Below are 18,827 nucleotides of genomic sequence, written 5' to 3' on the forward strand. Positions count from 1 at the left end.
CGCGTGCGCGCCGCCCGCTGCCGCCACGTACAACGCGCTCCCGGCGGCGATCGCCCTCGCGCGTCGCGCCGTACCCGTCCTTACCATCGTTCCTTGCTCCGTCGTGCTGGTGGCCGATTCGGCCTGATCGCGGCGCGACGCATCGTCGGCGTCCGCCCTGTGTTGTGTTCTTTGCGATGCTGGGTGCGCGCGAGTCGGCATGCACTGGCCCATGGCGTCGGTCGCGAGCGCAGCGATGATACCGGGCGAACATAGCGCAGTCTTTAAAAAAGTGCGTTGGCGTTCGGCGCGTGGAAGGCGGGCCGCCTCGACATCGATCCAGACGGCTGCCGCCGGGCAAGGCGGATGAAAGACCGGAGCGCTAGACTGCGTGCGCCGCAGGAAGCGGTCGCGAGCCGCACGGCCCCGCGCGCGTCACCGGGATGCGTCGTGCTTTGCCGGCCGCACGGGTCCGGCGCCGCGATGTTGTCCGCCCCCAAGGTTCGGCTTCCGTGTTTGTCACGCCACCGTCACGACCGAGGACCGTATGCCCCGCCTGCCGATTCGACCGCTGTGCGCCGCGTTGCTCGCCGTGAGCGCGCTCCTGTGTGCCATGCCGCCGGCCCGCGCCTGCGACATCCCGGCGGCCGTCACGACGATCGATCCGCCCGGCTACTATGACGACGCCGCCGGCTATGCGCGCGCGGTCAAGCCGATGCGCGATTTCATTGCGCGGCTCAATGCGTCGGCTGACAACGGTGACTGGTCGTGCGCGGCGAGCCTGCTGGAAAGCTGGGCGCGGGCCGATGCGTTGATGGGCCCGCTTTCCGGTTATCAGGGCGACTACGAGCGTTCATGGGCCGGCACCGACTTCGCGATGGTGATCCTGCGCATGCCGCGCGACGTACGCGACGCGAACCGCGCACGGTTCGACGCGATCGATCCGTGGCTCGAACGCATCGCGATCGCCACCCGCGATGCGGCAGCGATCAATCATTTGCACAACAACCTCGTGTACTGGGCCGGACTCGACCTGATCGCGATCGGCACCGTGACCGGCAACACGAGCCTCGTCGACTCGGGGCTGCTGCGGGTTCGCGAAGGCATCCGCGACATCGGCCCCGACGGTTCGCTTGCGCGGGAAGTCAAGCGCGGCGACCGCGCGCTGCACTATCACACGTTCGCGCTGCTCCCGCTCGTGTTCGCGGCGGAACTCGTGCAGCGGCGCCATATCGATCTCTATCGGGAAAACGACGGTGCAATCGGCCGCCTGGCGAACCTCGTCATCGAGGCGGTCGACCATCCCGCCAGCTTCACGGCCATCACGCCGGTCAGGCAGGACCTGTTTCCGTGGACGTTCCGCGATGAACTGAGCTGGGTCGAGCCGTACTACGCGCGCTTTCACGACGCTCGCCTGCCGGCGACCATCGCATCGCGTCGTCCGTTCACCGAATGGCGGCTCGGCGGGGATGTGACGGCTGTCTGGGGCGCGCCGCTGCCGCAGGGAATCGGCGAGTGAGCTACCGCCTGAGCCGCTAGCCGCGCACGCGCCGCATCCTGAGCGTCGCCGACGGCGACTCGCCGAACGCCCGCTTGTACTCGATCGCGAACCGCCCGAGGTGCGCGAAACCCCATTTCAGCGCGATATCCGTCACCGAGGCGAGCCCCGGCGTGTCATCGGCAAGCAGTTCCTCGCGCACATGTTGCAGCCGCAACTGCCGCACGAAACCCATCGGCGTGATCCCGTGGCGATGGCGGAAGCCGGCGAACAGCGTGCTCGGGCTGACGCCGGCGAGTTCGGCGAGCCGTTCGATCGTCAGCGGCTCGTCGAGATGGGCGCGGATGTAGTCCTCGACGCGCCGCACATAGAACGGCGCGAGCGCCACCGGCAGGTGCCGCGTGCCGTTGCGCGCGCTGTTCGGGTGGCCGTGCAGCAGCAGGTTGAGCAGCGTCGATTCGAGCGGCTCGAACGCGAGCGGGTGACGCAGCGGATGCGCATCCGTCGCGATCGCGCCGGCGAGGATCGGCAGCATCTGCGCCAGACACGTCCCCTGCGACGACGACAGGCTGAATTCCGGCTCGAATTCGACCGGCGCGCGTCGATCGTCGCCGAAATGCCGTTGCGCGTGGCGCTCCATCACTTCGCGCTCGATGCGCAGGATGACCTGCGGGCACGCGTCGCCCCAACGCATCTTCAGCGGCAGCGTCGGCGAGATCAACGACGCAGTGCCCGGCGACGACACGAAACGCGCGGAGCCGCACTCGATCTCCGCGTCGCCGCGTAGCGGGATCTGCAACAGGAAGAAGTGCTCGAGCGGCCCGGGCTCGATGCTGACGCCACCGCCATAATCGAGCAGGTTCAACGACAGGTTGCCCCAGCGCGCATGGTGCATGCAGCTGTGCAACGCGCGCGATTCGCCGGTCGGCGTGAGCCGGTGCGGCTTGAAAACGTCGGCGACGCGCGCGCGAACCTCGTCGACATCGTTCGACTGCAGCAGCAGGTTGTCGTGATTGAAACAGGCCGTGTCCGGCAGCCAGCCTGTTCCGGAAAATTGCGCCATCGATGTTCTCCCGTCATGCTCGATTGCACTCGCGCCGCGCATGCGTTCCCGGTAGGGGGCATCCGCCGCACGATCCGGATAGCGCCTGGAGTATCCGGACAGTCCGGCCGCCAAAGCACGCAAGTCCCGCGCAAACGACGCAAGAAGCGGACCGTTCGCGCATCGTAGAAAACTGTGCGGGGCTTCCGCATCCGCACATACCCGCAGTCAGCCGCGCGCCTGCCCACGCGCGGCGGCCGGTGCAACAGGTTTCCGGAATTCGCGGATACCGGCCGAAGAAAGCGGATAGAAACGCCCATTTCGTCCGCCAATACTGGGCTCGTCGCAGCAATGAACTGAATGGAGGGACACATGCAAGGACGTCACATCGAGATTCCGTCGCCGGACGGCGGCACGTTTCGCGCGTACCTGAGCACGCCGGCCGCCGGCAAGGGGCCCGGCATCGTGCTGTGCCACGAGATCTTCGGCGCGAACGCGACGATGCGGGAGGCCGCGGACTACTACGCGGAGGAAGGCTACACGGTGCTCGTGCCCGACCTGTTCTGGCGCCAGGCGCCGGGGATCGAACTCGGTTACACAGCGACCGACATGGAACGCGCGATGGCCCTTTACCGCGAATACGACGAGAACAAGGGCGTCGAGGACATCGGTGCCGCGCTGGCCGTGCTCAGGCACCTGCCGGCATGCACGGGCGAAGCCGGTGTGCTCGGCTACTGCCTTGGCGGCAAGCTCGCCTATCTCGCCGCGTGCCGGCTGCCGGGCGTGGCCGCAGCGGTCAGCTACTACGGCGTGGGCATCGAGCAGGCGCTCGACGAGGCGTCGCACCTGCACGGCCGGCTCGTGCTGCAGATCGCGGCGCAGGACCGCTTCTGCCCGCCCGACGCGCAGCAGCGCATTGCCGACGCGCTCGCCGGGCGCGACGGCGTCGAAGTGTATGTGTATCCGGGCGTCGATCACGCGTTCGCGCGCATCGGCGGCGAGCATTTCGACAAGGCCGCCGCGATCATGGCCCACCAGCGCGCGATTGCCGCTTTCCGCGCCGCGCTCGGCCCGCGCTACGACCTGTCCACACTGTGGGAAGCGCACCTCAAGCACGAATTCGACACACGCAACGTCGATGCAACAATGGCGACGATGGTTGCCGAACCGTACGTCAATCACATTCCGACGCTGACGGGCGGCGTGGGCTACGACGAGCTCAAGCGCTTCTACACGCATCACTTCGTGCATGCGAATCCGCCGGACACGACGATCACGCCGATCTCGCGCACGATCGGCGCGAGCCAGATCGTCGACGAGCTGCTGTTCTGCTTCACGCACACCACCGAGATCGACTGGATGCTGCCGGGCGTCGCGCCGACCGGCAAGCGCGTCGAGATTCCGCTCGTCGCGATCGTCAAGTTTCGCGGCGACAAGCTCTATCACGAGCACATCTACTGGGACCAGGCGAGCGTGCTCGTGCAGATCGGCCTGCTCGATCCGGCCGGCCTGCCGGTCGCGGGCGTCGAAACGGCCCGCAAGCTGCTCGACGAAACCGTGCCGTCGAACGGCCTGATGCGCCGCTGGCAGGACAGCGAGCCGTCGTCGGGTACGCATTGACGCGGCCCTTCCCTCACACAACGATTCCCGGAGACACCCCATGACTGCCCTTGCTGGCAAAGTCGCGATCGTCACCGGCGGCGCCACGCTGATCGGCGCCGCGGTCGCGCAGGACCTGAACTGCGCCGGTGCGTGCGTCGCGATCCTCGATCTCGATGTGGAGAACGGCACGCGCGTGGCCGATTCGCTCGGCGAACGGGCGATGTTCGTCGCGCTCGACATCACCGACGATCGCGCGATCGGGCATGCGGTCGCGGCGATCGTCGAGCGGTTCGGCGCGATCGACGTGCTCGTCAACCTCGCGTGCAGCTACGTCGACAACGGCATCCAGGCGACCCGCAACGACTGGCTCGCCGCGATGGACGTCAACGTCGTGTCGGCGGCGATGCTCGCGAAGGCCGTGCATCCGCACATGATCCGGCGCGGCGGCGGTGCGATCGTGAACTTCAGCTCGATCTCGGCCCAGTGCGCGCAAACCGGCCGCTGGCTGTACCCGACCTCCAAGGCGGCGATCCGCCAGCTCACCCGCAGCATGGCGATGGATCTCGCGCCCGACCGCATTCGCGTCAACTCGGTGTCACCGGGCTGGACATGGTCGCGCGTGATGGACGAGATGACGCACGGCGATCGCGCAAAGACCGATCGCGTCGCCGCGCCGTTCCACCTGCTCGGCCGGGTCGGCGATCCGTCCGAGGTCGCGCAGGTCGTGACGTTCCTGTGCAGCGACGCGGCGAGCTTCGTGACAGGCGCCGACTACGCAGTGGATGGCGGCTATGCCGCGATGGGCCCCGAACAGGCGGTGCCGGCCATTCCGCGTCTGGCGGAGTGACCGCTCCCGGCCGCCGCTTTCTCCACCTCTTCTCACGGCCGGCATCCGGCCAACCCAGGACCTATCCATGAGACGCATCGCCATCGTCGGCGCGGGCCAGTCCGGCCTGCAACTCGCCTTCGCCCTGCTCGACCAGGGCTACCACGTCACGCTCGCGACCAACCGGGACGCCGAACAGATCCGCACCGGCAAGGTCATGTCGAGCCAGTGCATGTTCCACACGTCATTGCAGATCGAGCGCGATCTCGGCCTGAACACCTGGGAGGAAGCGTGCCCGTCCGTCGAAGGGATCGGCATCGCGGTGCCGCATCCTGACGGCAACGGCCGAAAAGTGATCGACTGGTCGTCGCGGCTCACCCGCTATGCGCAGTCGGTCGACCAGCGCGTGAAAATGGCCGACTGGCTCGACGGCGTGCGGCGCCGGGGCGCGGACGTGCGCATTGCCGACATCGGCGTGCCCGAACTCGAGGAACTGGCGCGCAGCCACGACCTCGTGCTGCTCGCGGCCGGCAAGGGCGAGATCGTCAACCTGCTCGGCCGCGACGAAGCACGCAGCGCGTTCGACCGCCCGCAACGCGCGCTGGCCCTCACCTATGTGAAAGGGATGACGCCGAGCCAGCCGTATTCGCGGGTGCGCTTCAACCTGCTGCCCGGCATCGGCGAGTATTTCGTGTTCCCCGCGCTGACCACGACGGGCCCGTGCGAAATCATGGTGTTCGAAGGCATTCCGGGCGGCCCGCTCGACTGCTGGGCCGACGTGAAGACGCCCGAGCAGCACCTGGACCGCAGCCTGTCGTTCCTGCAGCAGTACGTGCCGTGGGAATTCGAACGCTGCCGCGACGTCGAGCTCACCGATCCGAACGGCACGCTGGCCGGGCGCTTCGCGCCGACCGTGCGCAAGCCGTTCTTCCGGCTGCCGTCGGGCCGCACGGTGTTCGGGATGGCCGATGCGGTGGTCGTCAACGATCCGATCACCGGGCAGGGATCGAACAACGCCGCGAAATGCGCGAAGGCCTATTTCGACGCGATCGTCGCGCGCGATGCTGCACCGTTCGGCGAAGACTGGATGCAGCAGACGTTCGAAGGCTACTGGGCGTATGCGCAGCATGTCGTGCGCTGGACCAATTCGCTGCTCACGCCACCGCCGCCGCACATCCTCGAACTGCTCGGCGCGGCCGGTCAGTTCCATTCACTCGCCGCGGCGATCGTCGACGGCTTCGATGATCCGCGCCGGTTCGCGCCGTGGTGGTTCGAGCCGTCGGCCTGCGCGGCGACGATCCGCGAACACAGCGCACGCGCGGAGTAACCGGCATGGAAACGACCGCTACCGCACGCCCGGCCCTCGACCCGATGCAGTTGCGCGCCGCGTTCGGGCAGTTCCCGACCGGCGTGACCGTGATCACCACGTGCGCGCCCGACGGACGCAAGGTGGGCCTCACCGCCAATTCGTTCTCGTCGCTGTCGCTCGATCCGCCGCTCGTGCTGTGGAGCCTGCGCAAGGTCGCGCCGAGCCGCCCGGATTTCGTCGCGGCCACCCATTTCGCGATCAACATCCTCGCGCACGACCAGATCGCGCTGTCGCGCCGCTTCGCGACGCCCAGCGCCGACAAGTTCGACGGCGTGCTTCACGTGGATTCGGAGTCCGGCGGCGTGCCCTGCCTCGATGGCGCAAGCGCGCGCTTCGTGTGCCGCAACGTCGGTCATTACGAAGGCGGCGATCACCTGCTCTTCATCGGCCAGATCGAACAGTTCGACGCATTCGGAAAGGCACCGCTGGTGTTCCATGCCGGCCAGTATCGCGCGATCGCCGACCATCCCGATCTTTTTCGCACCATTTGATTAGTTATACCAATAAATATCCAGGAGGTGGTGAACATGAAACTCGGCTCTCGCGTACTCGTCGTCGCAGGCCTCACGATCGCCGGCATGGCCGCAAGCGCACCGGCCGGCGCGACCGACCTGCCGGCGGTCAACCTCGGCATGACCAGCTTCCTCGACGGGATGCCGCCGGCCGGCTCCGGCTGGTACGGCACGCAGTACCTGCAGTACTACACGGCCGGCCGCGTCAACGACAATGCGGGCAACAAGGTCGGGCTGCCGAAGCAGGACATCGACCTGTTCGCGGGGCTGAGCCAGCTCGTCTACCAGTCGCCGCTGACGTTCGCGGGCATGCATCCCGGCCTCGACGTGATCCTGCCGTGGATCGCGTCCGCGCGCACCGACGACGGCATCGGCAACGTCGCGCTGAATGCGCGCGCCGGCTTCGGCGACCTGCTGATCGGCCCGTTCATCCAGTTCGACCCGGTGATGGGCGCGCAAGGCCCACGCTTCGCGCAGCGCGTGGAATTCCAGTTCATCGCACCGACCGGCGCCTACGACCCGTCGCGCGCGATCAATCCGGGCAGCCATTTCTGGTCGTTCGACCCGTACTGGGCGGCGACGCTGTGGCTCACGCCCAAGTGGACCGTGTCGTGGCGGCTGCATTATCTGTGGAACGCAACCAACCACCAGCCGGCCACGTCGCTCGGCCCGGACGCGACGTCCACGCAGGCCGGCCAGGCGATCCACGCGAACTTCGCAACCGAGTACGAAGTGCGCCCCGGCCTGCGGCTGGGGCTCAACGGCTACTGGCTGCGCCAGACCACCGACATGAAGGAAAACGGGCAGGACGTGCCCGGCACGCGGGAGGCCGTGTTCGCGATCGGCCCCGGGGCCATGTATAGCTTCTCGCCGCAGGATCACCTGATGTTCAACGCGTACTTCGAGACCTATGCGCGCAACCGGCCGCAGGGCACGCGGTTGGTGCTGCGTTACGTGCATCACTTTCAGTGACGGCCTCGACCGGGTGAACGGGCCGGATTGCTATCGTCAGACGAAAAGGTGTGCTGCCGGCGCCAACGCGCCTGTCCTATAGTTTTGGAGAAGACAACGCAGGCAAACCGTCACGACCACAGGGGGCCGCGCCATGGCGACTTCAGCAACCTTCCGGTTCTTGTCGAACGCATCGCGGCGCCTGGTACACGGCATGGTTGCCGTCGCACCGGCCGTGGCGATCGGCCTCGCCGTTTCCGCGTGCGGCGGCGACAGTTCGCCGACCTCGAACACGCCCGCGTTCGCGAACGCGGCGCGCCCGCAGATCGACGCACTGCTCGCGGACACGCTCACCCCCGGCGCGGTCGTCTATGTGCAATCGCCGCAGGGCAACTGGCTCGAATCGTTCGGCACGGCCGTGCGAGGCACGAACACGCCGATCCCGACGAATGCGCACTTTCGCGTCGGCAGCGTGACGAAGACGTGGACCGGCACGGTGATCCTGCAACTGGTACAGGAAGGCCGGCTGAGCCTCGGCGACAGCGTCAGCAAATTCGTCGCGAACGTGCCCAACGGCGACACGATCACGATCGAACAGTTGCTGACGATGCGCAGCGGCCTCTACAACTATTCGACGAATCTCGCGTTCAACCAGACGCTCGATGCGCAGCCGGACATGGTCTGGACCACGTCCGAGTTGCTGGGTATCGCCGAAGGCCAGCCGGTCTATTTTCCGCCCGGCACGGATTTTCGCTACTCGAATACGAACACGATACTGCTCGGGCTCATCATCGAGCAGCTGACCGGCATGAGCGCGGCCGATGCGATGAACGCGCGCCTGTTTGCGCCGCTCGGCCTGGCCAATACCATGCTCCCGCCGCAGCAGGACACGTCGTTGCCGGCGCCGGCGCCGCAGGGCTATCAATGGGGCACCAACGCCGAGACGACTGACAGCGACGCGCTGTCGCCGCAGCGCCAGGCTGACGCGAAAAGCGGCGTGCTGCAGCCGACGAACGTGACCAGCGTCAATACGTCGTGGGCGTGGACGGCCGGCTCCGGCATTTCAACCGTGACGGAACTGGCCGCCTACGTGCAGCGGATGGTCGGCGGCGGCTACCTGAACGCCGACCTGCAGGCGCAACGGCTCGCCAGTTGCACGCCGGTCGATCCGACCGACCCGATGTCGGCGAGCTACTGCCTGGGCCTGGCCAAGTTCGGCACGTTCTACGGGCATACGGGCGAGATACCGGGCTTCAACACCTTCATGGGCTATGACCCGGTCACGAAAACGACGATCGTCACTTGGTCGAACACGGCTGCCGCGCCCGATGGAAGCGCACCGGCCAACGAAATCGCGCGGATCATCATGGGCGAGCTCAGCAAGGCGGCCGAAATACCGGACGAAGGCCGGCCGTGATGCGGTGAAGGGGAACGTCGCGACCGGGGATGAAGTGCGCCGCGGCCTGCGGCTCAACGGCGACTCCCGGCGGCAGGCCACCGACATGAAGGACGGCGCACAGGCCCCGCCCCTCGGCGCACGGCATCGATCGAAACTCCCAGGCATCCTGACGGAGCCGCGTCATTCCCCGGCCGACATCGCCCGCCACAGGATGGCAAACAGTTCGTCGAACTGCGCGGTCAGCGGCCGCGTTTCGCCCCGCATCAGGTGCATCACCATCACGCGCCCCAGCACGCCCATGAACACGTCCAGCAGCACCTTGCTGGATACCTTGTCGTTCAACGTGCCGCGCGCCTGGCCGTCCTTGAAGACGCCGAGGAAGGCTTCCATCAGCTCCCGGCTCTCATAGATGCCGATGTTCTTGTAGCGCGACATGGGCATGGTCGTGAACATCATCAGCATCACCGAAGGATGCTTGTCCATGTAGTCCAGCGTGACCCAGCAGGTCTTGCGCAGGCGCTCGCGCACGTCGTCGATGCCCTGCAGGTGATCGATCATGCGCTCGGCCAGCCGGCCCAGCATCACGTCGAGCATCGCGCAAACCAGCACCTCCTTGCTGCCGAAGTACTTGTAGATGGTTTGCAGCGACACGTTGGCCGCACGGGCCACGTCGGCGAGGCCCACCTCATGGAAATCGCGCCCGGAAAACAGCTCCAGCACGGCCTTCTCGATCCGGGCCAGCGTGTGACCGCGCATCCGCATCAGGAGCGCGCGACGCTCCTCGGGCTTGAGTGCATCGGGCGCCGCTTGCGCGTCAATGGATGGGTTCCTTTCCTTCATGGAAAGGCATGTTACCAAATTATCTCAAAATGGAAATAAGCCCTCCCGCTGCCTTGCCTTTCAACGCTCGCGTTACGAGAATGGCTCGCACCAGATGCAGGTTTTTCATCGATTCCGCGGCGTATCAGGCACACGGAAACGGTAATCAGGATTACCGAATTGAGCGACCCGACCGGGAAAACCCGGATCGCAATCACCCGACGAGCACACCCCATGGCTATTCAAAATTTCGCCCCGAGCTGGATGACCCATGAGCACCAGATGCTGTTCGATACGGCCCACCGTTTCTTCAAGGAGCAGTGGGTTCCCCGGGACGAAGCCTGGCGCCAGGCCGGCATGATGGACCGGCACGCGTGGGAAGAAGCCGGGGCCAACGGCTTCCTGTGTGCGTCCATGCCCGAGGAATACGGCGGCGCGGGTGGCGACTTCGGGCACGAGGCCGCGCTGATCCTCGCGCAGGGGGCAGCAGGAATCGGCGGCTTCGGCGGCTCGCTGCACTCGGGCATCGTCGCCCCCTACATCCTGCGCCACGGCACCGAAGCGCAAAAGCAACGCTGGTTGCCGCGCCTCGCCACGGGCGAGCTGATCGGCGCGATTGCGATGACCGAACCCGGCACGGGGTCGGACCTGCAGGCGGTGCGCACCACCGCCGCCCGGGAGGGCGACCACTACCGCATCAACGGCAGCAAGACCTTCATCACCAACGGCCAGCTCGCCAACCTGGTCATCGTGGTCTGCAAGACCAGCAAGGACGAAGGCGCGCAAGGCATGTCGCTGCTCGTGATCGAGACCGACCAGGCGCCCGGCTTCAGGCGCGGGCGCAACCTCGACAAGCTCGGGATGGATGCGCAGGACACCTCAGAACTGTTCTTCGACGACGTGCGGGTGCCTATCGACAACCTGCTCGGCGGGAATGAAGGCATGGGCTTCGTCCAGCTCATGCAGGAGCTGCCGCAGGAGCGGTTGATCGTCGCCGTGGCAGGCATTGCGGCGATGGAGCTGGCCATGCAGGAAACGCTGGCCTACACGAAGGAACGCCAGGCGTTCGGCAAGCCGATCTTCTCGTTCCAGAACACGCGTTTCAAACTGGCCGAATGCCAGGCGCTGCTGATGGCGTCGCGTGCGCTCGTGGATGCAGCCATCGTCGCGCACCTCAACGGCGAACTGGGCGTGGATCGCGCAGCGCTCATCAAGTACTGGGTCACCGACAACCAGTGCAAGCTGATCGACGAATGCCTGCAGTTCTTCGGTGGTTACGGCTACATGAAGGAATACCCGATCGCCCGCCTGTATGCCGACGCGCGCGTGCAGCGCATCTACGGCGGGACCAACGAAATCATGAAGGAACTGGCTTCGCGCTACCTGTAAGCGCCGGCGCGCCTTCATCCCACCCATCCATCCAGGGAAAGTCCCTCATGACCGAAGCCTATATTTTCGATGCCGTGCGCACGCCGCGCGGCAAGGGCAAGAAAGACGGCGGCCTGCACCAGGCCACGCCCGTGTGGCTGCTGCGCACGCTGCTGCAGGCGCTGCAGGCGCGCAGCCGGCTCGACACCGCACGGGTGGACGACGTGGTGCTCGGCTGCGTGACGCCCGTGGGCGAGCAAGGCGCGGACATCGCCCGCACCGCCGTGCTCGACGCCGGCTGGGCGCAAAGCGTGGCGGGCGTGACGCTGTCGCGCTTCTGCGCGTCGGGGCTGGAAGCCGCCAACCTCGCCGCGGCCAAGATCATGTCGGGGATGGAGGACATGGTGGTGGCCGGCGGCGTCGAATCCATGAGCCGCTGGGCGATGGGCAGCGACGGCGGCGCGTGGGTGATGGATCCGCGCGTCAACAGCGACACGGGCTTCATTCCGCAGGGCATCAGCGCCGACCTCGTCGCCACGCTCGAAGGCTTCGGCCGCAGCGATCTCGATGCGTTTGCCGCCGAGTCGCATCGCCGTGCGGCGCACGCGCAGGCGCACGGATACTTCGCCCGGTCGATCGTCCCGGTGACGGATCTCAACGGCCGGCTCCTGCTGGATCGCGATGAAACGGTCCGCCCGGGCGCCTCGGTCGAATCGCTCGCGCCGATCGGCGCCGCGTTTGAAACGATGGGCGCCATGGGCTTCGATGCCACCGCGCTGGACAAATACACCACCATCGAAAAAATCCATCACCACCACCACGCGGGCAATTCGTCCGGCATCGTCGACGGCGCGGCACTGCTGCTGATGGGCAGCCAGGCCGCAGGCGAACAGGCGGGGCTCAAGCCGCGCGCTCGGGTGCGCGCGTTCGCGGTCACGGGCACCGAGCCCACGATCATGCTCACCGGCCCGACGCCCGCCGTGCGCAAGGCGCTGGCCAAGGCCGGCATGGCGGCCTCGGACATCGACCTGTGGGAGATCAACGAAGCGTTCGCCACCGTGCCGATGAAGACGGCGCGCGATCTCGGCGTGTCGCTCGAGCGCGTGAACGTCAACGGCGGTTCGATCGCGATGGGCCATCCGCTGGGCGCGACGGGCGCCATCCTCCTCGGCACCGCGCTGGACGAACTGGAGCGCACCGGCCAATCCACCGCGCTGGCCACCCTGTGCGTCGGCGCCGGCATGGGTATCGCCACCATCATCGAACGCGTTTGAAGAAGGCCCCACACATGACCCTCTACACCACCCTCTCATTTGATGTGGATGCCAACGGCATCGGCCTGGTCACTCTCGATCAGCCCGGCCGCTCGATGAACGTGCTTGCCCCGGCGCTGATGGAAGAGTTCACGCGCGTCATCGGGCACGTGGAACAGGACGCCGGGATCAAGGGCCTCGTGATCACGTCGGGCAAACCGAGCTTCGTCGCCGGCGCCGACATCGACCAGCTCAGCCAAATCACGTCCGCCGAACAAGCCTTCCAGTTGAGCGAGCAGCTCAAGGCGCTACTGCGCCGCATGGAAAAATGCGGCAAGCCCGTGGTGGCTGCGCTCAACGGCACCGCGCTCGGCGGCGGGCTCGAACTGGCGCTGGCCTGCCATGCACGCTTCGCGATCGACGACCCGAAGGCCAGGATCGGCCTGCCTGAAGTCAAGCTGGGCCTGCTGCCCGGCGGCGGCGGAACCCAGCGCCTGCCGCGCATGATCGGCATCCAGAAGAGCTTCGAGCTGATCACCCAGGGCATCGAGCTGAGCCCGGCCAAGGCGCTGGGTCTCGGCCTGCTGAACGAACTGGCCGCCACGCGCGAGGAACTGCTGCACAAGGCCCGCGCGTGGTGCGTGGCCCACCCCGCGCCCGTGCAGCCGTGGGACGCCAAGGGGTTTCGTATTCCCGGCGGCGACAGCAAGAGTCCTGCCGTCGTGCAAATGCTGGCCATCGCGCCGTCCATCGCCAATGCGAAGGCACATGGCAACTACCCGGCCCTGACGCACATCATGAGCTGCCTGTTCGAGGGCGGCCTGCTCGACTTCGATGCCGGCTCGCAGGTGGAGTCGCGCTACTTCGCCGCCTGCGTGATGTCGCAGGTCAGCCGGAACCTGATCGGCACGCTGTGGTACCAGCTCAATGCGATCAAGAAGGGGCAATCGCGACCCGCCGGCGTGCCGCTTTCCAAGGTAAGAAAGGTGGGCATCCTCGGCGCGGGGATGATGGGTGCGGGCATTGCTTACGTGTCGGCCAAGGCGGGGATCGACGTGGTGCTGCTCGATACCACGCAGGAGAACGCAGAGAAGGGAAAGGCCTATTCGCAAGGACTGCTTGACAAGTCTCTGGCGCGCGGCAAGACCACGCAGGACAAGCGCGACACCCTGCTCGCGCGCATCCTGCCCACCACGCGCTACGACGACCTGCAGGGCTGCGACCTGGTGGTCGAGGCCGTGTTCGAGGACCGCGCGATCAAGGCCGACTGCACGACGCTGGCCGAGGCCGTCATCGGCGAGGATGCGGTGTTCGCGTCCAACACGTCGACGCTGCCGATCACGGGGCTCGCACACGTGAGCCGCCGTCCGGCCCACTTCATCGGCCTGCACTTCTTCTCGCCCGTGGACAAGATGCCGCTGGTCGAGATCATCGTGGGCGACAAGACCTCGGACGAGACGCTGGCGCGCGGCTTCGACTACGTGCTGCAGATCGGCAAGACGCCCATCGTCGTGAATGACAGTCGCGGCTTCTACACGTCGCGCGTGTTCGCCACCTACGTGATGGAGGGCATCGCGATGCTGGCCGAAGGCGTGCATCCGCGTTCCATCGAGGTGGCCGGTCTCAAGGCCGGCATGCCCATGCCGCCGCTGGCGCTGCAGGACGAAGTGTCGCTCGGCCTGTCGCTGCACGTGACGGACCAGACCCGCCGCGACCTGGAGGCCGAAGGCAAGGATTACCCGCCGCACCCGGCGGAGGCCGTGCTGCGCAAGGTGGGCCGCGACCTGGGCCGGGTCGGCAAGAAAGCGGGCAAAGGCTTTTACGACTACCAGGGCAAGGAAAAGTCGCTGTGGCCCGAGCTCACCGCGCTCTACCCGCCACGCGCCGACCAGCCCGCGCAGCAGGAACTGGTGGATCGCCTGATGTTCATCCAGGCGAACGAAGCCGCGCGCTGCTTCGAGGAAAACGTCGTGCGCTCGGTGGCCGATACCAACATCGGCTCGATCTTCGGCTGGGGCTTTGCACCCCACCACGGCGGGGCCTTGCAGTTCATCAATGCGATGGGCGCGCAACGTTTCGTGCAGCGTGCGCGCGAGCTGGCGGCGCAGTATGGCGCGCGTTTCGAGCCCGCGGCGATCGTGGTTGAGCTGGCCCGTACAGGCGGGAGGTTCGAGGATGCATGACGCCGCTTTCGCCAGCGGCGCATTGCCTCCGTTGCTCTCCGGCCTGCGGGTACTCGATCTGTCGCGCAACCTGCCCGGCCCGTTTGCGACCCGCATGCTGACCGACCTGGGCGCGAGCGTCATCAAGGTGGAGCCGCCCGAGGGCGACCCGACGCGGCCGCTGGCGGGGCTGTTCGACGCCCTCAACCACGGCAAGGCATGCCGCACCGTCGACTTTCGCGATGACGCGGACCTGGATCGGCTGCGCGCGTGGACGAAGGATGCCGATGTGCTGATCGACAGCTTCCGTCCGGGCGTATTGCAGAGCCTGGGGCTGGACGGTGCTGCCCTGCACGCGATCAACCCGCGCCTGACCATGGTGTCGATCACCGGCTACGGGCAACGTGGCCCGTGGGCAGGCAAGGCCGGACACGACCTCAACTTCATGGCGATGTCGGGCGTGCTCGACCAGATGCGCGCCCCCACGGGCGAACTGGCTCAGTCCAATGTGCAATGGGGCGACCTCGCGGGCGGGAGCGCGATGGCCTGCATCGCCGTGCTGTCGGGCGTGTTCGACGCGCAGAGGACGGGACGGGGAAAGCACCTGGACGTGAGCATGACCCACGGACTGCACGCGCAGCTCGTGATGCCGCGGGCCACCGGCGCGATGCTGGCCGCGGCGCTGGGCCGCCGCCCCGGTGCAGGCGAGGATCTGCTAAACGGCGCATTGCCTTGCTACGGCCTGTACGCCACGCAAGACGGCCGCCACCTCGCGGTCGGCGCGCTGGAGTTCAAGTTCTGGAAAGAGGCATGTGAAGTGTTCGACCGCCCCGACTGGACGGCACGCCACTGGCAGCGCGGCCAACTGCCCGGCTCCAGCGACTGCGTGGCCTTGCGTGCCGAAGTCGAACGCCTGATCGCGTCGCAACCGCTGGCGGTCTGGCGCGAACGGTTCGCATCGGCGGACGCCTGCGTGACGCCCGTTCTCACGCTTGACGAGGCTCACGCACACCCTCTGTTCGCGAATCACGCACGGCCGCAGCCGCGGGCCGAAATCGGGGCTTGAGGGGCCGGCGAAGGAGCCACGAGACACGCACGACCGATCGCCCCTCCTCCGCTCACGCGTCGCGAACGTCCTCGTCGATCCGCAGCAGCCGCCCTGCGTTCGCGATCACGATGAACGTGCCGACGTTGTGCAGGATCGCCGCCCACACCGCGCCGAGCATCCCGGTCGCGGCGAGCGCGATCACCGCGAGCGTCCACGCGAGGCCGATCGCCGCATTGGTCGTCGCCGTGCGCCGGCATTGCCGGCCAAGGCGGATGCAGGTCGGAATCCGCTTCAGGTCGTCGCCCAGCAGCACGACGTCGGCCGACGCGATCGCGATGTCGACGCCGCGCTCGCCCATCGCGATGCTCGTCGAGCCGGCCTTGATCGCCAGCACGTCGTTCAGCCCGTCGCCGACGACGAGCGGATGCAGGCCCGCGCCGATCTCGCGCATAACGTAATCGAGCTTGTCGTGCGGCAGCGCCTGCGCGACCACCGTCTCGATGCCCGTCTCGGCCGCGACCTTGCTGGCGACGCGTTCGAGGTCGCCCGTCAACAGCGTCTGCCGCGCAAGGCCCAATGTCCGCAGTTCGGCGAGCGCGTCGCGCGCGTCGGGCCGCAGCGTGTCGGCGAAACCGAACCATGCGAGCAGCAGCCCGTCGAGCGCGAGGCCGACGATCGGCCCGTCGAATCCTTCGGGCGGTGACGGCAAGTCACTGACATGGTCGGCGAGCAGCACGCGCCGGCCGAGTACCGCCGTGCCGTCCGGCGTGTCGGCGACGACGCCGAGCCCGCGCAATTCCCGCGTGCGTTCGAACGGCGCAATGGCAGCGCCGGTGAGGCCGGATGCGGCGGCATCGCGAACAAGCGCGCGGCTCGCCGGGTGTGCGCTGCTTTCGCCGAGCCGCGCGGCCAGCGCGCGCGTCTGCGCACCGTCGACACCGGGCTGCAGCCACACCTGCCGGACCTGCAATTCCCCGCGGGTGAGCGTGCCGGTCTTGTCGATCACGAGCGAATCGACTTCGGCGATCTTGTCGAGGAACGCGGCATTGCGAAACAGGATGCCGTGCCGCGCGCCCACCGCGATCCCGGCAATGGCCGTGGACGGCGCGGCGAGCACCAGCGCGCACGGGCACGCGGCCACGATGACCGCGAGCATCGCCGACGCATTCGCGGACGTGAACCAGACGATCGCCGCGATCAGCAGGACGAGCGCGAGATACGCGCCCATGTGCCGTTCGAGCACCTGCGTGACGGGCGGTTTCGCCTGCTCCGCGTGCTGCATCAGCGCGATGATCTTGCCGAGCGTCGAATCCTTGCCGGTATGCGTGACGTCGATGCGCAGCACGCCGTCGAGATTCAACGCGCCGCCATACACGGTGCTGCCTGCATCGACGTCGTGCGGTACGGATTCGCCGGTGATCGGCCCGTTGTCGACGCTCGACGTGCCCGCCACCACGACGCCGTCGACCGGAATGCGCGCGCCGGCCACCACTTCGATGCGGTCGCCCGCACGCAGCGCGTCGTACGCGACTTCGACGACACTCCCGTCGGCGCCGATGCGGCGCACACGGCCGGCCGTCAGCCGGCCGAGCGCGCGGATCGCCTCCTGCGAGCCGAGCACGCTGCGCTCTTCGAGCGCATGACCGAAGGTCATCACGATCGGCAGCAGCGCGGCCGTCGTCATGTCGCCGATCGCCCACGCGGCCAGCATCGCGAGCGCGATCAGGCGATCGGTCACGCCATGCAGGCTCGGCGCGCGCAGGCTGTGCCACGCACTTGCAAACACCGGCCCCGCGACGATCAGCGACGCGAGCGCGGCGAGCAGTTGCGCGAGCGTGTCGCCGCCGCCCGACAGCATGCGCCACGCGAACGACAGCACGAGCAGGCCGCCCGCGAGCAGCGCCAGCGCGATCTGCCGCGTGATCGTGCGGCGTTCGTCGAAGGACAGCGCGTAGGCCGTCGTGCCGGCAGGCGCGGCGTCCGGCTGCGTGGCCGGTTCGGCGAGCGAATTCATCGGGCGTTTCCGGGCAGGATCAGGTTGGAGGTGCCGTGCGGATCGATCGTCGTCACGCGGCCGGCCTGCGACAGCACGCGCTGCACGCGATCGCGATACAGCCGCGCCAGCAGCCCCGGATCGCCGTTCTCGCGGAGCGTCGCGTCGAGCTGCCGGATTTCCAGCGTGTCGGTCTGTGCGGTGGCGACGCGTTCGGCCGCGTGGGCCTGCGCGTCCTGCACGATCCGGTCGGCATCCTGCTGCGCATCCTGGCGCCGCTGTTCGGCAGCGGTGCGCGCTTGCGCGATGGTCCGCTCGGCGACCTGCAGCGACGTCAGCACCGCGTTGAACGCATCGGCGGCCGCGCCGGGAAACGCGGGCTGCACGTCGACGCGCGCGACTTCGACGCCGAGCCCCGCGTGCGCCGCATCGAGTGCGCGCAGGTGCCGCGCGATCGCATCGGCGAGATCGCCTCGCAACCGTTCGCGACGCGCGGCCATCTGCCGGTCAGCGGCCAGTTGCTCGGGCCGCGCGACCAGGATCGCGTCGAGATCGCGGGTCGCCGCCACCTCGACGGCCGACGCGGACACGATCCGTTCGAGCGCCGCGTCGAGACGGTCCCGCTGCCGCACGTACGCGTACGGATCGCTGACCCGGTAATACAGGACCGCGCTCAACGCGACCGCGCCGCCGTCGCCCGTCAGCACGTAGCCGGAACCGGCGAGCGCATCGGGTAGCCGCGCGACGCCCTGCGCGGACGGTGCAAGCGCCCGCGGATCGCGATCGAGCGAACGGATCCGCTGCTCGAGCACGCGCGCGGCGCCCGGCACAAGCAGGACCGATTCGAACGGTTGCGGCCACGCGATCACGAGCCCGGCGTCCTGGGTGCGCACGAGCGCGCCGAACCGCATCACGACCGCGCGGCTGTCCGCCGGAATCCGCCGGATGTTCGAGCCGGCCCACGCGCACGCAGCGAGCACCGCGAGCGCGGCGACGAACCAGAACG

General features: G+C 67.7%; 15 protein-coding genes. 11 read left to right on the forward strand and 4 right to left on the reverse strand.

The window, feature by feature from the left end:
• Positions 1-526 precede the first annotated feature (526 nt).
• Complete coding sequence (locus tag G3O00_RS27940) at positions 527-1,498, forward strand: mannuronate-specific alginate lyase (RefSeq protein ID WP_174930304.1); 972 nt, start codon at positions 527-529, stop codon at positions 1,496-1,498.
• A gap of 16 nt (positions 1,499-1,514) precedes the next feature.
• On the opposite strand, the gene G3O00_RS27945 is transcribed toward G3O00_RS27940, so the two are convergent.
• Positions 1,515-2,540 (reverse strand): AraC family transcriptional regulator, encoded by a 1,026-nt coding sequence (locus G3O00_RS27945; RefSeq protein WP_206144931.1) that lies wholly within the window; start codon positions 2,538-2,540, stop codon positions 1,515-1,517.
• A gap of 351 nt (positions 2,541-2,891) precedes the next feature.
• Here G3O00_RS27945 and G3O00_RS27950 point away from each other — a divergent pair, with 351 nt between their 5' ends.
• The 6 genes from G3O00_RS27950 to G3O00_RS27975 all read left to right on the forward strand — a co-directional run bounded on the left by G3O00_RS27950 (position 2,892) and on the right by G3O00_RS27975 (position 9,196).
• A complete protein-coding gene (locus G3O00_RS27950; protein ID WP_206144932.1) occupies positions 2,892-4,139 on the forward strand; it encodes a dienelactone hydrolase family protein in 1,248 nt (415 codons plus the stop codon).
• Between the two features lie 40 nt (positions 4,140-4,179).
• A complete protein-coding gene (locus G3O00_RS27955; protein WP_206144933.1) occupies positions 4,180-4,968 on the forward strand; it encodes an SDR family oxidoreductase in 789 nt (262 codons plus the stop codon).
• A 67-nt stretch (positions 4,969-5,035) separates the two neighbouring features.
• Complete coding sequence (locus G3O00_RS27960) at positions 5,036-6,274, forward strand: styrene monooxygenase/indole monooxygenase family protein (RefSeq protein ID WP_206144934.1); 1,239 nt, start codon at positions 5,036-5,038, stop codon at positions 6,272-6,274.
• 5 nt (positions 6,275-6,279) lie between these two features.
• Positions 6,280-6,807: a flavin reductase family protein gene (locus tag G3O00_RS27965; RefSeq protein WP_206144935.1), complete on the forward strand. Its 528-nt coding sequence runs from the start codon at positions 6,280-6,282 to the stop codon at positions 6,805-6,807.
• Positions 6,808-6,843: 36 nt separating this feature from the next.
• Positions 6,844-7,800 (forward strand): transporter, encoded by a 957-nt coding sequence (locus G3O00_RS27970; RefSeq protein WP_174930310.1) that lies wholly within the window; start codon positions 6,844-6,846, stop codon positions 7,798-7,800.
• 133 nt (positions 7,801-7,933) lie between these two features.
• A complete protein-coding gene (locus G3O00_RS27975) occupies positions 7,934-9,196 on the forward strand; it encodes a serine hydrolase domain-containing protein (protein ID WP_206144936.1) in 1,263 nt (420 codons plus the stop codon).
• A 162-nt stretch (positions 9,197-9,358) separates the two neighbouring features.
• Here the strand turns inward: G3O00_RS27975 and G3O00_RS27980 are convergent, their stop codons facing one another.
• Entirely contained in the window at positions 9,359-10,036 is a 678-nt protein-coding gene (locus G3O00_RS27980; protein WP_241025363.1) for a TetR/AcrR family transcriptional regulator, read from the reverse strand.
• Positions 10,037-10,177: 141 nt separating this feature from the next.
• On the opposite strand from G3O00_RS27980, the gene G3O00_RS27985 reads away from it, so the two are divergent.
• From G3O00_RS27985 to G3O00_RS28000, 4 genes are read left to right on the forward strand one after another with little or no spacing between them, the layout of a single operon-like run.
• Positions 10,178-11,386 carry an acyl-CoA dehydrogenase family protein gene (locus G3O00_RS27985; protein ID WP_346779004.1) on the forward strand — a complete coding sequence of 403 codons (1,209 nt, stop codon included), beginning with the start codon at positions 10,178-10,180 and terminating at the stop codon, positions 11,384-11,386.
• A 47-nt stretch (positions 11,387-11,433) separates the two neighbouring features.
• The gene (locus G3O00_RS27990; RefSeq protein ID WP_206144937.1) at positions 11,434-12,639 is read left to right on the forward strand and encodes an acetyl-CoA C-acetyltransferase; all 1,206 of its coding nucleotides are present in this window, start codon (positions 11,434-11,436) and stop codon (positions 12,637-12,639) included.
• 14 nt (positions 12,640-12,653) lie between these two features.
• Positions 12,654-14,801, forward strand: coding sequence for a 3-hydroxyacyl-CoA dehydrogenase NAD-binding domain-containing protein (locus G3O00_RS27995; protein ID WP_206144938.1), 2,148 nt, complete (start codon positions 12,654-12,656; stop codon positions 14,799-14,801).
• The gene (locus G3O00_RS28000; protein ID WP_206144939.1) at positions 14,794-15,846 is read left to right on the forward strand and encodes a CaiB/BaiF CoA-transferase family protein; all 1,053 of its coding nucleotides are present in this window, start codon (positions 14,794-14,796) and stop codon (positions 15,844-15,846) included. Before G3O00_RS27995 ends, G3O00_RS28000 begins: the two co-directional genes overlap by 8 nt.
• 52 nt (positions 15,847-15,898) lie before the next feature.
• Here G3O00_RS28000 and G3O00_RS28005 read toward each other — a convergent pair whose 3' ends face one another.
• On the reverse strand, positions 15,899-17,842 hold the full coding sequence (locus G3O00_RS28005; protein ID WP_206144940.1) for a cation-translocating P-type ATPase: 1,944 nt from the start codon (positions 17,840-17,842) through the stop codon (positions 15,899-15,901).
• Positions 17,839-18,827 (reverse strand): protease modulator HflK (locus tag G3O00_RS28010; protein ID WP_206144941.1); only part of this gene is annotated, 989 nt, incomplete at its 5' end. The genes G3O00_RS28010 and G3O00_RS28005, both read right to left, overlap by 4 nt.

Source organism: Burkholderia sp. Ac-20384 (genome assembly GCF_017104605.1).
Lineage (GTDB): Bacteria > Pseudomonadota > Gammaproteobacteria > Burkholderiales > Burkholderiaceae > Burkholderia > Burkholderia lata.

Bases quoted from the DNA above. Each gene is read 5' to 3' on its own strand.
- G3O00_RS27940 (WP_174930304.1), top strand. From the start codon at position 527: ATGCCCCGCCTGCCGATTCGACCGCTGTGCGCCGCGTTGCTCGCCGTG.
- G3O00_RS27945 (WP_206144931.1), bottom strand. From the start codon at position 2,540: ATGGCGCAATTTTCCGGAACAGGCTGGCTGCCGGACACGGCCTGTTTC.
- G3O00_RS27950 (WP_206144932.1), top strand. From the start codon at position 2,892: ATGCAAGGACGTCACATCGAGATTCCGTCGCCGGACGGCGGCACGTTT.
- G3O00_RS27955 (WP_206144933.1), top strand. From the start codon at position 4,180: ATGACTGCCCTTGCTGGCAAAGTCGCGATCGTCACCGGCGGCGCCACG.
- G3O00_RS27960 (WP_206144934.1), top strand. From the start codon at position 5,036: ATGAGACGCATCGCCATCGTCGGCGCGGGCCAGTCCGGCCTGCAACTC.
- G3O00_RS27965 (WP_206144935.1), top strand. From the start codon at position 6,280: ATGGAAACGACCGCTACCGCACGCCCGGCCCTCGACCCGATGCAGTTG.
- G3O00_RS27970 (WP_174930310.1), top strand. From the start codon at position 6,844: ATGAAACTCGGCTCTCGCGTACTCGTCGTCGCAGGCCTCACGATCGCC.
- G3O00_RS27975 (WP_206144936.1), top strand. From the start codon at position 7,934: ATGGCGACTTCAGCAACCTTCCGGTTCTTGTCGAACGCATCGCGGCGC.
- G3O00_RS27990 (WP_206144937.1), top strand. From the start codon at position 11,434: ATGACCGAAGCCTATATTTTCGATGCCGTGCGCACGCCGCGCGGCAAG.
- G3O00_RS27995 (WP_206144938.1), top strand. From the start codon at position 12,654: ATGACCCTCTACACCACCCTCTCATTTGATGTGGATGCCAACGGCATC.
- G3O00_RS28000 (WP_206144939.1), top strand. From the start codon at position 14,794: ATGCATGACGCCGCTTTCGCCAGCGGCGCATTGCCTCCGTTGCTCTCC.
- G3O00_RS28005 (WP_206144940.1), bottom strand. From the start codon at position 17,842: ATGAATTCGCTCGCCGAACCGGCCACGCAGCCGGACGCCGCGCCTGCC.